The organism is Georgenia sp. Z1491, assembly GCF_049856175.1.
In the GTDB taxonomy this organism is placed as follows: Bacteria; Actinomycetota; Actinomycetes; order Actinomycetales; family Actinomycetaceae; genus JB111.
This window is the reverse complement of the sequence record NZ_JBNDNA010000004.1, coordinates 93,383-110,646: the sequence shown is the minus strand read 5'-3', so window position 1 is coordinate 110,646 and position 17,264 is coordinate 93,383. Positions and strand designations below refer to the sequence as shown.

14 protein-coding genes and 1 riboswitch are annotated in these 17,264 nt (G+C 72.8%); all 14 genes read left to right on the top strand.

Translation table 11 applies throughout. The features are described from left to right. Window positions 1-53 precede the first annotated feature (53 nt). Window positions 54-560, top strand: a complete 507-nt coding sequence (locus tag ACPYO4_RS05685; RefSeq protein WP_425708248.1) for a GNAT family N-acetyltransferase — start codon at window positions 54-56, stop codon at window positions 558-560. Between the two features lie 101 nt (window positions 561-661). After that, window positions 662-762, top strand: a riboswitch (ZMP/ZTP riboswitch). A gap of 49 nt (window positions 763-811) precedes the next feature. Then, on the top strand, window positions 812-2,113 hold the full coding sequence (gene glyA, locus ACPYO4_RS05680) for a serine hydroxymethyltransferase (protein WP_425708247.1): 1,302 nt from the start codon (window positions 812-814) through the stop codon (window positions 2,111-2,113). Beyond that, window positions 2,110-2,994, top strand: coding sequence for a bifunctional 5,10-methylenetetrahydrofolate dehydrogenase/5,10-methenyltetrahydrofolate cyclohydrolase (locus tag ACPYO4_RS05675; protein ID WP_425708246.1), 885 nt, complete (start codon window positions 2,110-2,112; stop codon window positions 2,992-2,994). The genes glyA and ACPYO4_RS05675 overlap by 4 nt, the downstream gene beginning before the upstream one ends. A 113-nt stretch (window positions 2,995-3,107) precedes the next feature. After that, window positions 3,108-3,620, top strand: coding sequence for a 2Fe-2S iron-sulfur cluster-binding protein (locus ACPYO4_RS05670; protein WP_425708245.1), 513 nt, complete (start codon window positions 3,108-3,110; stop codon window positions 3,618-3,620). Then, window positions 3,617-4,630 carry an FAD binding domain-containing protein gene (locus ACPYO4_RS05665; protein WP_425708244.1) on the top strand — a complete coding sequence of 338 codons (1,014 nt, stop codon included), beginning with the start codon at window positions 3,617-3,619 and terminating at the stop codon, window positions 4,628-4,630. Before ACPYO4_RS05670 ends, ACPYO4_RS05665 begins: the two co-directional genes overlap by 4 nt. Further along, window positions 4,623-6,695 (top strand): xanthine dehydrogenase family protein molybdopterin-binding subunit, encoded by a 2,073-nt coding sequence (locus tag ACPYO4_RS05660; RefSeq protein WP_425708243.1) that lies wholly within the window; start codon window positions 4,623-4,625, stop codon window positions 6,693-6,695. Before ACPYO4_RS05665 ends, ACPYO4_RS05660 begins: the two co-directional genes overlap by 8 nt. Window positions 6,696-6,738: 43 nt before the next feature. Beyond that, a complete protein-coding gene (locus ACPYO4_RS05655; protein ID WP_425708242.1) occupies window positions 6,739-7,554 on the top strand; it encodes an exodeoxyribonuclease III in 816 nt (271 codons plus the stop codon). Window positions 7,555-7,605: 51 nt separating this feature from the next. Next, complete coding sequence (locus tag ACPYO4_RS05650) at window positions 7,606-8,847, top strand: YihY/virulence factor BrkB family protein (RefSeq protein WP_425708241.1); 1,242 nt, start codon at window positions 7,606-7,608, stop codon at window positions 8,845-8,847. Continuing rightward, the gene (locus ACPYO4_RS05645) at window positions 8,844-9,962 is read left to right on the top strand and encodes a mannose-1-phosphate guanylyltransferase (protein ID WP_425708240.1); all 1,119 of its coding nucleotides are present in this window, start codon (window positions 8,844-8,846) and stop codon (window positions 9,960-9,962) included. Before ACPYO4_RS05650 ends, ACPYO4_RS05645 begins: the two co-directional genes overlap by 4 nt. A gap of 82 nt (window positions 9,963-10,044) precedes the next feature. Continuing rightward, a complete protein-coding gene (locus ACPYO4_RS05640; protein WP_425708239.1) occupies window positions 10,045-11,328 on the top strand; it encodes an amidohydrolase in 1,284 nt (427 codons plus the stop codon). A gap of 200 nt (window positions 11,329-11,528) precedes the next feature. Next, window positions 11,529-12,743, top strand: a complete 1,215-nt coding sequence (locus ACPYO4_RS05635) for a BMP family lipoprotein (protein WP_425708238.1) — start codon at window positions 11,529-11,531, stop codon at window positions 12,741-12,743. Between the two features lie 181 nt (window positions 12,744-12,924). Next, entirely contained in the window at window positions 12,925-14,493 is a 1,569-nt protein-coding gene (locus ACPYO4_RS05630) for an ABC transporter ATP-binding protein (RefSeq protein WP_425708237.1), read from the top strand. Beyond that, the gene (locus tag ACPYO4_RS05625; RefSeq protein WP_425708236.1) at window positions 14,490-15,947 is read left to right on the top strand and encodes an ABC transporter permease; all 1,458 of its coding nucleotides are present in this window, start codon (window positions 14,490-14,492) and stop codon (window positions 15,945-15,947) included. Before ACPYO4_RS05630 ends, ACPYO4_RS05625 begins: the two co-directional genes overlap by 4 nt. Further along, entirely contained in the window at window positions 15,944-17,254 is a 1,311-nt protein-coding gene (locus ACPYO4_RS05620) for an ABC transporter permease (protein ID WP_425708235.1), read from the top strand. Before ACPYO4_RS05625 ends, ACPYO4_RS05620 begins: the two co-directional genes overlap by 4 nt. Window positions 17,255-17,264 lie beyond the last annotated feature (10 nt).

Genomic DNA, 17,264 nt, shown 5'->3' with positions numbered 1-17,264 from the left:
ACGCCTCGCGCCGACGTCCGTCACGGCGGCGCCGAGGGTGGAAGAATGTCGCCATGGACGTAACGATCGACGTGGTCGACGACGAGCACGCGGGCGACCTGCTGACGGTCCGTCGTGCCGCGTTCGTCACCGAGGCCCAGATCTACCAGGACCCGCACCTGCCGGCGCTCACGCAGTCGCTCACCGAGCTGCGGGCCGACCTGGCGCGCGAGGACGTCGTGACGATCGGCGGATGGCTCGGGCACCGGCTCGTCGGCTCGGTCCGGGTCGAGCTCGGTGGGGACCGGGCCACCCTGAGCAGGCTCGCGGTCGTCCCCGACCTGCAGAACCAGGGCATCGGGACCGAGCTGCTGATGTCGGTGCTCGAGTACCTCCCGGAGGAGACCTCCGAGGTGTGGATCTCCACGGGCCAGGACTCCATGCAGAACCTCGCGATGTACCAGAAGAACGGGTTCGAGCACCAGTTCGACCAGCACACCGGCGACCTCACGTACGCCTACCTGCGGCGCATCCTCGGCGAGGGGGAGCCGGTCGGGGCCAGCGCCGGCAGTCCCGAGTAGCCGGCACGGCGCCGGCGGCGCAGGCAGCGTCGAGCAGCCTGCACGGCGCCGAGCAGCCGCAGCCCGCGCGCTGGCACTCCACCCCCGTCGGACCGGTAGGCTGGCCGCGTCGTGACTGGCGCGAGGTGGATCCACCACCGGGGAGCGACGAACCGTGGCCCGCCACGGAGGCAGTCTTCGGCCGTCCGCCTGGGTCGGGGTCACCACAGTCGTGAGTCCTCACGCCGTGGCGTGACCGACCGAGGAGAGAGATGACCACCGAGACCAGCCCGACCGACCGCGCACTCACCGCACCGCTCGCGGAGGTGGACCCCGAGATCGCCGCCGTCCTCGACGGCGAGCTGACCCGCCAGCGCGAGACCCTCGAGATGATCGCGTCCGAGAACTTCGTGCCGCGCGCCGTCCTCCAGGCCGCCGGCTCCGTCCTGACGAACAAGTACGCCGAGGGCTACCCGGGCCGCCGGTACTACGGCGGCTGCGAGCAGGTCGACATCGCGGAGAACCTCGCGATCGATCGTGCGAAGTCGCTGTTCGGCGCCGGCTGGGCCAACGTCCAGCCGCACTCGGGCGCGCAGGCCAACGCGGCCGTGCTGCACGCACTCGCCTCGCCCGGCGACCCGATCCTCGGGCTCGACCTCGCCCACGGCGGCCACCTCACGCACGGCATGCGGATCAACTTCTCCGGCAAGCTCTACGACGTCGCCGCCTACGGGGTGGACGAGCAGACGCACCGCATCGAGATGGACGCCGTCCGGGAGGCCGCGCTGGCCCACCGCCCGAAGGTCATCATCGCCGGGTGGTCCGCCTACCCCCGCCAGCTCGATCTCGCGGCCTTCCGGGAGATCGCCGACGAGGTCGGTGCCTACCTGTGGACCGACATGGCGCACTTCGCCGGTCTCGTGGCCGCCGGGCTGCACCCGAACCCGGTCCCGCACTCGGACGTCGTCTCGACCACGATCCACAAGACGATCGGCGGGCCCCGCTCCGGGATGATCCTCGCGCGGGACCCCGAGCCGCTGGGCAAGAAGCTCAACTCCGCGGTCTTCCCCGGCCAGCAGGGCGGGCCGCTCATGCACGTCATCGCCGCGAAGGCGGTCGCACTCAAGCTGGCGCACGGCGAAGAGTTCAAGGACCGTCAGCGCCGGACCGTGCAGGGCGCCCAGATCCTCGCCGAGCGGCTCCTCGCCGACGACGTCGCCTCGACCGGGGTCTCGCTGGTCACGGGCGGCACCGACGTCCACCTCGTCCTCGTCGACCTGCGCGACCACGCGCTCGACGGCCAGCAGGCCGAGGACCTCCTGCACTCGGCCGGCATCACCGTCAACCGCAACGCGGTGCCGTTCGACCCGCGGCCCCCGCGCGTGACCTCCGGCCTGCGCATCGGCACTCCCGCGCTCGCCACCCGCGGGTTCGGCGAGAGAGAGTTCCGGGAGGTCGCCGACATCATCGCGATCGCCCTGCGCGACGGCCAGGCGGCCGACGTCGCGGCCCTGCACGCCCGAGTCGACGCGCTCACCGCCGACTTCCCCCTCTACGAGGGCCTGACCCAGTGACTGCGCGGCTGCTCCCCGGCGGTCCGGTCGCCGACGCCGTGCTGGCGGACGTCGCCGACCGCGCCGCCCGGCTCGTCGCTGCCGGCACCACCCCGGGACTGGGGACCATCCTCGTCGGCTCCGACTCCGCCTCCGCCGGCTACATCCGGATGAAGCAGGCCAAGGCCGCCGAGCTCGGCTTCACCTCTCCGCACATCCACCTCGGCGACGACGCGACGCAGGCCGACGTCCTGGCTGCCGTGCGCGAGATGAACGAGGCGGACGACGTCCACGGCGTGCTCCTCCAGCACCCCACCCCGCCGCAGATCGACTTCGACGCCGCGCTGCTCGCGCTCGACCCGGACAAGGACGTCGACGGCCTGCACCCGGTGAACATGGGCCGCCTCGCCCTGGGCATGCCCGGACCCGTGCCCTGCACGCCGGCCGGCATCGAGGCGCTCCTCGCGCACCACGAGATCCCGGTCTCGGGCCGCGAGGTGGTCATCCTCGGCCGCGGCACCACCCTCGGCCGGCCGCTCGGCCTCCTGCTGTCCCAGAAGCGGGCCACCGCGGACGCCGCCGTGACGGTCGTCCACACGGGCGTGCCGGACTGGGACCGCTACACGCGCAGGGCCGAGATCGTCATCGCCGCCGCGGGCGTCCCCGGCATCCTCAGGCCCGAGCACCTCTCGCCGGGTGTCACCGTGGTCGGCGGGGGAGTGCGCTACGAGGGCAGGAAGCTGCTGCCCGACGTCGACGAATCGTGCGCCGAGGTCGCGGGCGCCATCACCCCGCGGATCGGCGGCGTGGGCCCGACGACGATCGCGCTGCTGTTCCGCAACGCGGTCGAGGCGGCCGAGCGGGCCGCCGGGGCGGGCACGGCCGCGGGGGCGCAGCGCTGATCCCGGGAGCCCGGGCCCGCGGGTAGACCGACCGGGCGGCGTCCGAAGTTGCCGGGGCACGCGACCCCGGTTACGTTCGAGTGACGCTGCACACGATCCCGTGGAGGCACGTCATGGACCAGCCGCTGCACCTCGTCGTCGACGGCGCGGAGCGCGCCCTGTCGGTCGACCCGCGCACCACCCTGCTCGACGCGCTTCGTGACCGGCTGGGTGTGATGTCGCCGAAGAAGGGCTGCGACCACGGCCAGTGCGGGGCGTGCACCGTCCTCGTCGAGGGCCGGCGCCTCAACTCGTGCCTCGCGCTCGCCCTCGTCCATGACGGCGCGGAGATCACGACGTCGGACGGCCTCGCCGACGGCGACGAGCCCGGCGCACTGCACCGCGCCTTCCTCGAGCACGATGCGTTCCAGTGCGGCTACTGCACGCCGGGGCAGGTCTGCTCCGCCGCCGGCATGCTGCGGGAGGCGGCCGGCGGTGCGCCGAGCGCCGCCACCGAGGACCTCGACGGGCCCTCGGAGCTGACCGACGCGGAGATCCGCGAGCGGATGAGCGGCAACCTGTGCCGCTGCGGCGCCTACGTCAACATCGTCGCGGCCGTCCGCGACGTGGCCCAGGAGCAGCGATGAGACCGTTCGACTACGAGCGGGCGACCGACCCGCGCGGTGCCGTCACCGCCGTCGCGGACCGCCCGGACGCAGCGTTCCTCGCCGGCGGCACCAACCTCGTCGACCACCTCAAGCTCGGCGTGCGCTCGCCGGAGCTGCTGGTCGACATCAACCGGCTCGACCTGGCGAAGGTCGAGGACCTGGATGGCGGCGGCCTGCGTATCGGCGCGATGGTGCGCAACAGCGACCTCGCCGCGCACCCGCGGATCCGACGGCACTACCCGGTGCTCTCGCGCGCCCTGCTCTCCGGCGCCTCCGGACAGCTGCGCAACGCGGCGAGCACCGGCGGGAACCTGCTGCAGCGGACCCGCTGCGTGTACTTCCAGGACGTCACCACCCCGTGCAACAAGCGCGAGCCCGGCTCCGGCTGCTCGGCGATCGGTGGCTACACCCGGTACCACGCCGTCCTCGGAGCGTCCGAGCACTGCGTCGCCACCCACCCCTCGGACATGGCCGTCGCCCTGGCGGCGCTGGACGCCACCGTCGTCGTCCTCGGACCCGACGGTGAGCGCCGCCTCCCGCTCGTCGATCTCCACCGGCTCCCGGGCGACCGGCCCGAGGTGGACACCGTCCTCGCCCACGGCGAGCTGATCACGGCGGTGGAGCTGCCCCCGCCGTCACCCTCGAACCGCTCGACCTACCGGAAGATCCGCGACCGCGCGTCCTACGCCTTCGCGCTCGTCTCCGTCGCGGCGGTCGTGGACGTGGACGACACGGGCCCCGGGCAGAGGATCGCCGGCGCGCGGATCGCCCTCGGCGGCGTGGCCCACAAGCCCTGGCGGGCGCGCCTGGCCGAGGAGGTGCTGCGCGGCGCCGAGCCCACGGTCGACGTGTTCCGCCGCGCCGCCGACGCCGAGCTCGCGGCGGCGCAGCCCCTCGACGGCAATGCGTTCAAGGTCCCGATGGCGCGCGGCACCCTCGTCACCGTGCTGGCCGAGCTCACCGGCATCGAGGCGACCGGCGATGAGTGAGCTCCTGGCCGCCTCGGCGATCGGCACCGACCCGGCGCGGCTCGAGGGCGCCGACAAGGTCCGCGGCCGCGTGCCGTACGCCTACGAGCACGACGTCGGTGCCGCGTTGTACCTCCACCCGCTGCAGTCCGGCGTCGCGCGCGGGCGGGCGGCCGAGATCGACACCGCCGCGGCGGAGGCGGCCGAGGGGGTCGTGCACGTCCTCACCCCTCGCGACGCTCCGCCGCTCGGTGACACCTCCGACGGTGAGCTCGCCATCCTGCAGGGCGACGAGATCGGCTTCCGCGGCCAGTACCTGGGTGCCGTGGTCGCGACGACGCCGGAGGTCGCGCGGTACGCGGCCGGCCTGGTCGAGGTCCGATACGAGCACCAGGATCACGATGCCGACTTCCGGGCCGACCATCCCGCGGAGCGCGAGCCGGAGGGCGGCGCGGACGACGTCGAGGACGGCGACCTGGACGTGGCCCTGGCCGAGTCGGAGGTCGTCGTCGACGAGGTCTACTCCACGCCGATGGAGCACAACAACCCGATGGAGCCGCACACGACCGTCGCGCGATGGGACGGCGACCGGCTCACCCTGTGGATGTCGACCCAGGGTGCACACCCGGCGCGGAAGGCGCTCGCCCCCGTCCTCGGGATCGCACCGGAGCAGCTGCGGATCGTGGCCCCGCACATCGGCGGCGGCTTCGGGTCCAAGGGGCTGCCGCACGCCGACGCCGTGCTCGCGGCGCTGGCCGCGCGCGCCGTGCCCGGACGCGCGGTGAAGTACGCCGTCTCCCGGCAGCAGATGTTCGCGCTGACCGGCTACCGCGCACCGACGCACCAGCACGTGCGCCTCGGAGCCCGTGCCGACGGCACCCTCACCGCGCTCGGGTTCGACGCGGTCGCGATGTCCTCGCGCACCAAGGAGTTCACGGAGCTGGCGTCCAAGCCGGCGCGCATGATGTACGCCGGACCGAACCGGAGGATCACCCAGCGCGTGGTGCCGCTCGACGTCCCCGTGCCGTCGTGGATGCGCGCCCCGGGCGAGGCCCCCGGCATGGTGGGGCTCGAGATCGCGCTGGACGAGCTCGCCGTCCGTTGCGGCGTGGACCCGATCGTCCTGCGCGAGCGCAACGAGCCGGACGTCAACCCGACCAACGGCCTGCCCTTCAACCGGCGCCGGCTGATCGACTGCCTGCACGAGGGAGCGGCCAGGTTCGGCTGGGCCGACCGTGACCCGGCGCCGCGCTCGCGGCGCGAGAACGACTGGCTGATCGGCACCGGCGTCGCGTCGGCGCTCTACCCCTCCTTCCGTCAGCCCGGCTCGGCCGCGAGGATCCGCCGCACCGCCGCCGGCTACCGGGTCGAGATCGGCGCGGCCGACCTCGGAACCGGCACCTGGACCGCGCTGAGCCAGGTCGCCGCGGACGCGCTGGGCGTGCCGCTGGAGCAGATCGAGCTGCGGATCGGCGACACGGACCTGCCGAACGCCACGGTCGCGGGCGGCTCCAGCGGCCTGTCCAGCTGGAGCGCCGCCGTGCTGAGCGCCGCGGAGAGCTTCCGCCGCGAGCACGGCGCCGACCCCGCCCCCGGGGCCGAGTCGGAGGGGGAGGCGGGTCCCAACCCGGCGTCGAAGGAGATGTCGCTCAACTCGTTCGGGGCGCACTTCGCCCAGGTACGCATCAACGAGTCCACCGGCGAGATCCGGCTCGACCGCATGCTCGGCGTCTTCTCCGCCGGCCGGATCGTCAACCCGCGCACGGCCCGCTCGCAGCTCGTCGGCGGCATGACGATGGGCGTGGGCATGGCGCTGCACGAGAAGAGCGAGCTCGACCCGCGGTTCGGCCACGTCGTCAACCACGACCTCGCCGAGTACCACGTGCCGGTGAACGCCGACATCCCCGAGATCGACGTGAGCTGGCTGGACGAGGAGGACCCCGCCGCGGGGCCGTTGGGAGCGCGGGGGATCGGCGAGATCGGCATCGTCGGCGCCCCGGCCGCGATCGCCAACGCCGCCTACCACGCCACCGGTGTGCGGGTACGCGACCTGCCGCTGTTCGGGGACGCCTTCCTGTCCGCCTGAGCCCGCCGCTGCCACCGTGAGCCGGGCGTGGCACCCTGGCCCCATGAGGATCGCGACCGTCAACGTCAACGGAGTCCGGGCCGCCTACCGCAAGGGCATGGGGGAATGGCTGGAGGAGGCCGCCCCCGACGTCGTCCTCCTCCAGGAGGTCCGCGCCGACGAGACGATCCTCGCCGACCTCCTCGGCGAGGGATGGACGATCGTCCAGCAGGCCAGCGACCTCAAGGGCCGAGCCGGAGTCGCCATCGCCACGACGCTCGACGTCTCGGCCGTCCGCATCGGGCTCGGCACGGAGCAGGAGGCGCCGGTCGACACCGGACGGTGGGTCGAGGCCGACGTCGTCGCCCCCGGCCTGGAGGTCCCGCTCACGCTGGTCTCGGCCTACATCCACTCCGGGACGGTCACCGACCAGCAGAAGATGGACAACAAGTACGCCCACCTGCGACGCACGACCGCCCGACTGTCCGAGCTCACCGAGCAGCACAGCTCCGGCGAGCGCGAGGTCCTGCTGGCCGGCGACCTCAACATCGTCCGCAGCGAGCAGGACATCAAGAACTGGAAGGGCAACCACAACAAGACCTCCGGCGTCCTGGACGACGAGATCGCCTACGTCACCACGTGGATCGACGAGCTCGGCCTCGTCGACGTCCACCGCGAGCTCTCCGGCGACGTCCAGGGCCCGTACACGTGGTGGTCGAACCGTGGCAAGGCGTTCGACAACGACGCCGGCTGGCGCATCGACTACCAGCTCGTCACCCCCGGCCTCGCCGGGCGGGCCGAGTCCGCGCGCGTCGACCGGGCACCGAGCTGGGACACCCGCTGGTCCGACCACGCCCCGCTCGTGGTCACCTACCGCTGACCTGCACGTCACAGGGCGCCGAACAGCGCCGGTGTCGTTAGCCTGCTCGGTGTGAGCGAGACGACGGACGAACGGGCGGCATCGACCGCCGACGAGCCACGCACCATGAAGGACCGCGCGCTGGCGGCCTGGGGGTGGATCCAGCAGAGCAGGCTGTGGCGCGCCAACCAGCGCTACGGCACCGCGCGCGGCGCGATGCTCGCGGGCGGTATCGCCTACTCCGCGCTGTTCTCGATCTTCGCGGCCCTCGCCATCGGGTGGACGATCTTCTCCCGGATCATGGGCGGGAACGCCGAGCTGCAGCAGACCGTCATCGACGCCGTCAACGACGCCCTGCCGGGCATCATCGACGACGGGTCCAACGGGGGGCTCATCAGCCCCGACCAGCTCGTCGTCTCGACGGCGCTCAACCCCGCGTCGATCATCGCGTTCCTCGTGCTGCTGTGGACCGCGAGCTCCGTGATGAGCAACCTCCGCCTGTGCATCCAGGCGATGTTCGGCATCAACGCACCGCCGGAGAACTTCCTCGTCGGTCGCCTCGCGCGTCCGATCGCCGGGTTCTTCGTCCTCGCGCTCGCCGTCCTGGCCACCGCGATCGCCTCGATCGCCGTCAACACGATCGGCGAGACGCTCCTGTCGGCCATCGGGGTCGAGGGCTCCACCGGGCAGTGGCTCCTGCGCATCGGCACGCTCGCGGCCTCGTTCGTCGTCGACGCGGCCGTGTTCATCATGCTCATCTCGTTCACCGCGTCCGTGCGAGCACCCCGTAAGGACCTGCTGCTCGGCGCCGCGATCGGCGCGGTCGGCTCGGGCGTCCTGCGAGCGCTCGGCACCACCGCGGTCGGCGCCGTCGACAACCCGCTGCTCGCCGGTTTCGCGGCCATCGCCACGCTCCTGCTCTGGGTCAATCTCCTCGCCCGCCTCATGCTCTACGTCAGCGCGTTCATCGCGAACCCCCCGCTGCCGCAGCGCGCCGAGGAGCCGGAGGAGGTCCACTTCACCGAGCGGCCGAACTACATCACCGAGTCGGTCCCGGAGACCAAGGAGTGGCCGCACCAGCAGATCACCGGGGTCATCGACGTCGACCCCTCGCTGCACCCCGACGCCGTCGCCGCGCGCGAGCGCGAGGAGCGCCTCGCGGAGGAGATGGGGACCAACCCCGGCGGTGTCCTCGGCTCCCTGCGCGAGCGTCGCGTGCGCCGCCTCGAGGAGAAGGCCGAGCGGGCCCGCGCCGAGCTCGACGCCGACACCCGCCGGACCTACCGCAGGTACGGGCCGCGGTCGGAGCGATGACCGCCGAGCCCGGTGGCGACCGGTCACCTCCGATCCACGCCGTCGTCCCCGCCGGCGGTGCGGGCACCCGCCTGTGGCCGCTCTCCCGTCGCGACCGTCCGAAGTTCCTGCTCGATCTCACCGGGTCGGGTCGCACGCTCCTGCAGGCGACCGTCGACAGGCTCGCGCCGCTCGCGGAGACGGTCACGGTCGTCACGGGTGTCGCCCACGAGGTCGCCGTGGCCGAGCAGGTCGGCGACGGCGTCGACGTCCTCGCCGAGCCGAGCCCCAGGGACTCGATGGCCGCGATCGGGCTCGCCGCGGCGATCATCGGGGAGCGGCACGGGCCGGGCGCGCTCGTCGGCTCCTTCGCGGCCGACCACATCGTCTCCGACGACGCGGCGTTCGCGTCCGCCCTCGCCCAGGCGGCGGCGGCCGCCGGGCGCGACGACGTCTCCCTCGTGACGATCGGGCTGACCCCCGACCACGCCGCCACCGGGTTCGGGTACATCGCCGTCGGCGCGCCGCTGGGGGAGGGGCGGGCCCCCGACGCCCGCCGGGTGGGCAGCTTCGTCGAGAAGCCCGACGCCGCGACGGCCGCCCGCTACCTCGCCGGCGGCGCGCACCTGTGGAACGCCGGCATGTTCGTCGCCCGCGTCGGCGCCCTGACCGACGCGCTCGCCGAGCTGCACCCGGAGCTCGCGATCGGCCTCGGCGCGATCGGCCGTGCATGGGACACCCCCGAGCGCGACGCCGTGCTCGACGAGACCTGGCCGACCCTCACCCGCATCGCGATCGACCACGCGCTCGCCGAGCCGCTCGCGGCGGCGGGACGCGTCGCCGTCGTCCCCGCGGACCTGGGCTGGACCGACGTGGGCGACGCCGACGCCCTGGCCTCCGTGCTCGTCCCCGACGACCGGGGCGTGGCCGTCGGGACGGGCACCCGGGTCGTCGCCGAGGACTCCGACGGAGCGTTCGTCCACGCCGCCGGCCGGACCGTCGCACTGCTCGGCGTGCCGGGCGTCGTCGTCGTCGACACGGGTGACGCCCTCCTGGTGACGACCAGGGAGCGGGCCCAGGACGTCAAGGGCATCGTCGAGTCGCTCGACGGGCGCGGGCTGGGTCACCTCGGCTGAGCGCGGGCGCCGGGCCGGTGCGCGGACCGGGTCACCTCGGCTGAGCGCGGGCGCCGGTCATGGGCCCGAGTACCGTGGGCCGGTGCCCGCTCCCGACCTGCTGTCCGCCGTCGTCGCCTCGATCGACGCACGCACCGCCGACCTCGTCGCGTGGCGACGCCGGATCCACGCCCACCCCGAGACCGCCTACACCGAGCACGAGACCGCCGCGTTCGTCACCGAGGTGCTCACCGGCGCCGGGCTGAGCCCGCGGCGGGTGGCCGGCACCGGGGTCGTCGTCGACCTCGGGCCCGACCCGCGGCGGGAGCGACCCGCCCCGCCGGAGGGGGCGAGCACCCCGGCCGACCGCTCGCGCCGCTCCGGCGGCCGGCACGTCCCGGGCGGACGCTTGGCGCTGCGGGCCGACATGGACGCCCTGCCCGTCCCCGAGACGACCCGGCTGTCGTTCGCGTCGAAGCGCCGGGGGGTGGCCCACGCCTGCGGGCACGACATCCACACCACGGCCCTGCTCGGGGCCACCCTCGCCCTCGCGGAGCTCGACGCGAGAGGGAGGCTCCCGCGCGGCGTGCGAGCGATCTTCCAGCCCGCCGAGGAGGCCCAGCCCTCCGGCGCGCGCACGCTCGTCGAGCACGGCGTGCTCGAGGGGGTCGGCGGCATCTTCGCGCTGCACTGCGACCCCAAGCTCGACGTCGGCCGGCTTGGCACCCGCATCGGCGCCATCACGGCCGCGTCCGACGCCGTGACCGTCCACGTCCGCGCCGACGGCGGGCACACGTCCCGGCCGCACCTGACCGGTGACGTCGTCAACGCCCTCGCCACGGTGGTCACCGGCCTGCCCGCCGTGCTCCGCCGCCGCCTCGACCCGCGCATCGGCGTGGACCTCACCTTCGGGTCCGTGCAGGCCGGGAGCGCGCCCAACGCCATGCCGTCCACCGGCGTGCTGCGCGGCACCCTGCGCTGCCTGGACGCCGACGCGTGGCAGGAGGCCGGAGCTCTCGTCGAGCCGGCGGTGCGCGCCATGCTCGAGCCGTTCGGCGTCGAGGTCGACGTCGAGGTGCTGCAGGGCATCCCGCCGGTCGTCAACGACGAGCGCGCCACCCGTGCGCTGGACCGCGCGGCCAAGGCCGTCCTCGGGGAGTCCGCCACCGAGCTGACCGAGCAGTCCCTCGGCGGGGAGGACTTCGCGTGGTACCTGCGGCGGGTCCCCGGCGCGCTCGCCCGGCTCGGCACCCGGACGCCCGGCGGTACCACGTACGACCTGCACCGGGGCGACGCCGAGTTCGACGAGCGGGCGATCGCCGCGGGCGCGAAGGTGCTCGCCGGGGTCGCGCTCACCGAGTCGGACGTCCCGGCGCCGACCCCCTGACGTCCCACCTGCCGGACCCGCGATCCAGCAGGTGAACGCCTCGTGACGACGGGGCGACGGAGCGGTGACCGACGCGACATCCGGGCCGGTCACGGATGCGCATCAAGTGGTCGGGAACGGTCCTTCGGGCCACTAGTGTGAGCCGCACTCACCCCGGGGCGACGGCAATCGGAGCCGTCGCCGGATGGATCGGAGACCCCGTGAAGAAGACCCTCACACTCAGCGGCATCACCCTTGCCGCCGCCCTCGTGCTCGCCGCCTGCGGCGAGGCCCCCGACGAGGAGACCGACGCGGACAGCGAAGCTCCTGCCGACACCGGCGGAGACACCGGCGAGGACACCGGCGAGGCCGGCTCGGAGGCCGGCTCGGAGGCAGGCTCGGAGGCAGGCTCGGAGAGCGGCAGCGAGGCCGCCCCGGGCGGCGGTTCCGGCGACGGCGCCGACACCACTGCCTGCATGGTCTCCGACCAGGGCGGCTACGACGACCAGTCCTTCAACCAGTCCGGCGCCGAGGGCCTGGAGGCCGCGGTCGAGGAGTTCGGCGTCCAGACCATCCTCGTCGAGTCCCAGACCGACGCCGACTACACGACCAACGTCAACTCGCTCATCTCGCAGGGCTGCAACCTCGTCTTCGGCGTCGGGTTCCTCCTGGAGAACGCGATCGAGCAGGCCGCGAACGAGAACCCGGACGTCAGCTTCGCTCTCATCGACTCCGCGTTCGAGACGGACGACTTCGAGCCGGTCGAGCTCGAGAACGGGCGTCCGCTCATCTTCGACACGGTGCAGGCCGCGTACCTGGCCGGCTACGCGTCGGCCGGCATGTCCGAGACCGGCGTCGTCGCCACCTTCGGCGGCATCCAGCTGCCCTCGGTGACGATCTTCATGGACGGCTTCGCCATGGGCGTCGACGCCTACAACGAGGACAACGGCACCGAGGTCGCCGTCCTCGGCTGGGACGAAGAGGCCCAGCAGGGCTCCTTCACGGGTGACTTCGAGGACCAGGGGCAGGGTCAGACCCTCGCCGACCAGTTCATCGCCCAGGGCGCGGACGTCATCATGCCGGTCGCCGGCCCCGTGGGCCTGGGCGCCGCCGCGGCGGCCGAGGCGGCGGGCGACGTCATGATCGTCGGGGTCGACTCCGACTGGTACGAGTCCACGGACTACGGGTCGATCATCCTCACCTCGGTCCTCAAGGAGATCGGCCAGTCCGTCCAGGACACGGTCGGGGACTACGTGAACGACGAGTTCGACAACGAGCCCTACGTCGGCACGCTCGAGAACGGTGGTGTCTCCATCGCCCCGTTCCACGACTTCGAGGCCGACGTGCCGAGCGAGCTCGTCGACAGGCTCGCCGAGATCGAGGAGCAGATCATCTCGGGCGAGCTCGTCGTCGAGTCGGTCTCCAGCCCCCAGTAACGACCGAGAGGCGGCGGCGCTGACCGGTCGCCAGGTGCGCGGCGGCCCGGCCCTCACGGCCGGGCCGCCGTAGCGTCCACCGGGCGGCGATAGTCTGCCCGTCACGGCCGGGTCCGCCCACCGTCGCCCACCACCCGCACGACCGTCGGACCAACCGACCGAGCGAAGGAGCTCAAGTCCCGTGAAGCTCGAGCTGCGCGGCATCACCAAGGTCTTCGGACCGCTCGTCGCCAACGATTCCGTCGACCTCGTCGTCCAGCCCGGCGAGATCCACGCCCTCCTGGGCGAGAACGGCGCCGGCAAGTCGACGCTCATGAACGTCCTGTACGGCCTCTACCGGCCCGACGGCGGGCAGATCCTCATCGACGACGAGCCCGTCGAGCTCGACGGCCCGGGCGACGCCGTCGCCGCCGGTATCGGGATGGTCCACCAGCACTTCATGCTCGTCCCCGTGTTCACGGTGGCCGAGTCGGTCATCCTCGGCCAGGAGACGACCGGCCCGTCCGGCCTGATCAAGAAGCGCGACGCCGCCGCGTCGGTCCGCGAGATCTCCGCCAGGTTCGGTTTCGACCTCGACCCGGACGCGCGCATCGGCGACCTCCCGGTCGGCACCCAGCAGCGCGTCGAGATCGTCAAGGCGCTGTCCCGCAAGGCCTCGGTCCTCATCCTCGACGAGCCCACCGCCGTGCTCACGCCGCAGGAGACCGACGAGCTCATCGAGATCATGCGGGAGCTCAAGGCCTCCGGCACCTCGATCGTCTTCATCACCCACAAGCTGCGCGAGGTCCGTGCGGTCGCCGACACGATCACCGTGCTCCACCGCGGCAAGGTCGTCGACACCGTCGACCCGAGCACTCCCGAGGCCGAGCTCGCCTCGCTCATGGTCGGCCGGCCGGTCGAGATGCAGGTCGCCAAGGAACCGGCCAGCCCGGGCGAGGAGGGGTTCGCCGTCGAGAACGTCACGGTGCTCGACGACCGCAACCGGGTCGTCCTCGACGACGTGTCCCTCGACGTGCGCACCGGCGAGATCCTCGTCGTCGCGGGAGTGCAGGGCAACGGCCAGACCGAGCTGACCGAGATGATCCTCGGGCTGACCAGGCCCGTCCGCGGCCGGCTGACCCTCGGCGGGAAGGACGTCACCAGGCAGCGCGTCAAGCAGCGCCTGCACAGCGGCCTCGGGTTCGTCCCCGAGGACCGCTCGCAGGACGGCATCATCTCCTCGTTCACCATCGCCGAGAACTTCATCCTCGATCTCTACGACACCAGGCCGTACGCGTCCGGACCCTCGATGAAGCCCCGCGAGATCGCCCGGAACGCGCAGGAGCGCACGGAGGAGTTCGACGTGCGGCTGACGTCGGTCGACGACCCGATCTCCACCCTGTCGGGCGGCAACCAGCAGAAGGTCGTCATGGCACGGGAGATGTCGAAGTCCCTGCGCCTCTTCGTCGCCTCGCAGCCCACGCGCGGGGTCGACGTCGGATCGATCGAGTTCATGCACCAGCGGATCGTCGCCGAGCGCGACGCCGGCACGCCCGTCCTCATCGTCTCCACCGAGCTCGACGAGGTCGTCGCCCTCGCCGACCGCATCGCGGTCATGTATCGCGGCCGAGTGGTGGGCGTCGTGCCGGGCGACACCGATCGCGACACGCTCGGCCTGATGATGGCGGGCGTGCCCGCCGACGAGGCGGCCGCGCAGGCTGCCACGCACCACACGACACTCGGTGCCGCGGACCAGGAGGAGGCCTCGTGAGCGAGTCGAACGACGCCGCGGGACGCACGCCCGGCGACCCGCCCGCGCCCACCGCCCCGGTGCCCGACCCCGGCGAGCCGGAAGCCACCACGGCCGGACGGCGCCGTGACTGGCCGGGCACGGTGCGTGACATCTCGACCAAGGGCTGGCTCGTCACGCTGCTGGCCATCGTCGTCGCCCTGGTCGTGGGCTCGCTGCTCGTCATCGTGTCCTCGCCGCGGGTGGCCGAGACGTCGACCTACTTCTTCGCGCGGCCGTGGGACACGATCTACGCGTCGATCGACGCGGTCTACGGCGCCTACCAGGCCATGTTCCGCGGATCCATCTGGGACTTCCGGGCCGACACGCTCACCGGCGCCCTGCAACCCCTGTCCAACACCCTCGTCAACGCGGTGCCGCTGATCCTGGCCGGGCTCGGCCTCGCCATCGGCTTCCGGGCTGGCCTGTTCAACATCGGCGGCCAGGGGCAGATCATCCTCGGCGCCATCGTGGCGACCTACATCGGGTTCAGCTGGGAGCTGCCCTTCCTCGTGCACCTGCTGATCGCGGTCCTCGGCGGCGCACTCGGCGGAGCGGCCTGGGCATCGATCGCCGGCCTCCTCAAGGCAAGGACCGGGGCGAACGAGGTGATCGTGACGATCATGCTCAACTCGATCGCCGGGTTCCTCATCCTCTACGTCCTCAAGACCACGGTCTTCGGCGGCGAGCGGCCCAACGGCCAGACCTCCTTCCGGGTCGACCCCGACGCCACCTACCCGCTGCTCCTCGGGGCCGACTTCCGCCTCCACGCCGGATTCCTCCTGGCGATCCTCGCCGCGATGTTCACCTGGTGGTTCCTCGAGCGGTCCACCTGGGGCTTCGAGCTGCGTGCCGTCGGGGCGAACCCGGAGGCCGCGCGCACGGCCGGGATCTCCGTCCCCAAGGCCATCTTCGTCGCGATGGCCGTCTCCGGCGCTCTGTGCGGGCTGGCCGGTACCGCGCCCGTGCTCGGCACCGAGCAGTACCTCTCCCTCGGGGTCGCCGGCACGTACGGGTTCGACGCGATCACGGTCGCCCTGCTGGGCCGGTCGCGCCCGTGGGGGACCTTCTTCGCCGGCCTCCTGTTCGGCGCGCTCAGGTCCGGCGGCACGCTGATGTCGACGACCAACACGACGCCGCTGGAGGGAGCGCCCGCCTCCATGCCGATCGAGTTCATCCTCGTCCTGCAGTCCGTCATCGTGCTCTTCATCGCCGCCCCGCCGCTCGTGCGCTGGATCTTCCGGCTGCCCGACCCCGCGCGGCGGAAGAAGCCGGCCGCGGCCTCGGCCCAGCGGTCGAGCACGACCGAGGGCGACGACCTCGCCCCGGCCGGCGCCGTCGGCACGGGACGTGGCACCGGTACCGGCGGCGCCACCACCGGCTCGAGCACCACCACGAGCACGAGCACGAACACGAGCACCCGGGAGGACTCATGAGCGCCGCCGTCGCCGATCCGCTCGCCACGCCCGGCGCCGGCCCGGTCCAGCAGCAGGTCCGTACCGAGCTCGCCGCGCGGAGCTGGCGCTGGCCGATCATCCACGCACTCCTCGCCCTGATCGTGCTCGGCTGGTTCCTGCCCCGCACACCGGAGGGAGCCACGACCTTCCAGTTCTCGCTGCGCAGCGACATCGTGCAGGTCCCCAACGCCGAGCTCCCGGGATTCACCACCGTCCTGATCCTGGGCCTGCTCGTCGTCGCGATCCTCGGCGCCGTCACGTTCCTCGCCTGGTCGCGCAGGCACATCACGGTGTGGCTGCACGTGGTCAGCGTCATCGCGCTCGTCGTCGCCTTCCTCACCTGGGTGGGGGCCGGACGGCCGACGATCATCCCGGTCACGTCGCTCATCGCGGGCGGGCTGGCCCTGTCGGTGCCGCTCGTGTTCGGCGCGATGTCGGGCATCCTGTGCGAACGGTCCGGAATCATCAACATCGCGATCGAGGGGCAGCTGCTGTTCGGTGCCTTCCTCGCGGCGATCGTCGCGTCCATGACGGCCTCGGCCTACGTCGGGATGCTCGCGGCACCGGTCGCCGGCGCGCTCGTCGGCGGCCTGCTCGCGCTGTTCACGGTGAAGTACCACGTCGACCAGATCATCGTCGGCGTCGTGCTCAACGTGCTCGTCCTCGGCCTGACGGGCTTCCTCTTCTCGACCGTGCTCTCGGGCGACGGTGCCGACCTCAACCAGCGGCTCCGACTGCCGGACCTCCCGATCCCGTTGCTGTCGGACCTGCCGATCGTCGGCCCGGTGCTGTTCAACCAGTCGATCCTCGTCTACCTCATGTTCGCCGGCGTCGTCCTGCTGCAGATCTACCTCTTCCGCTCCCGCTGGGGCCTGCGGCTCCGGTCGGTGGGCGAGCACCCCAAGGCGGCGGACACGGTCGGCATCGACGTCGTCCGCACCCGCGTGCGCTCGGTGGTCCTCGGCGGCGCCGTCGCCGGGCTGGGCGGGGCGTTCCTCACCGTGGGCTCCGGCCTCGCGTTCGGCAAGGACATGTCCGCCGGACAGGGGTACATCGCGCTGGCGGCCATGATCCTCGGCAGGTGGAACCCGGTGGGCGCGGTGGCGGCCGCCCTGCTGTTCGGGTTCGCGCGCAACGTCGGCAACGTCCTGTCGTCGATCAACTCGCCCGTACCGTCGGAGATCCTGCTCATGCTCCCCTACGCCGTGACGATCGTCGCCGTCGCGGGGCTCGTCGGACGGTCGCGAGCGCCCGCGTCGATCAACACCCCCTACATCAAGGACTGACGCCCCGCCC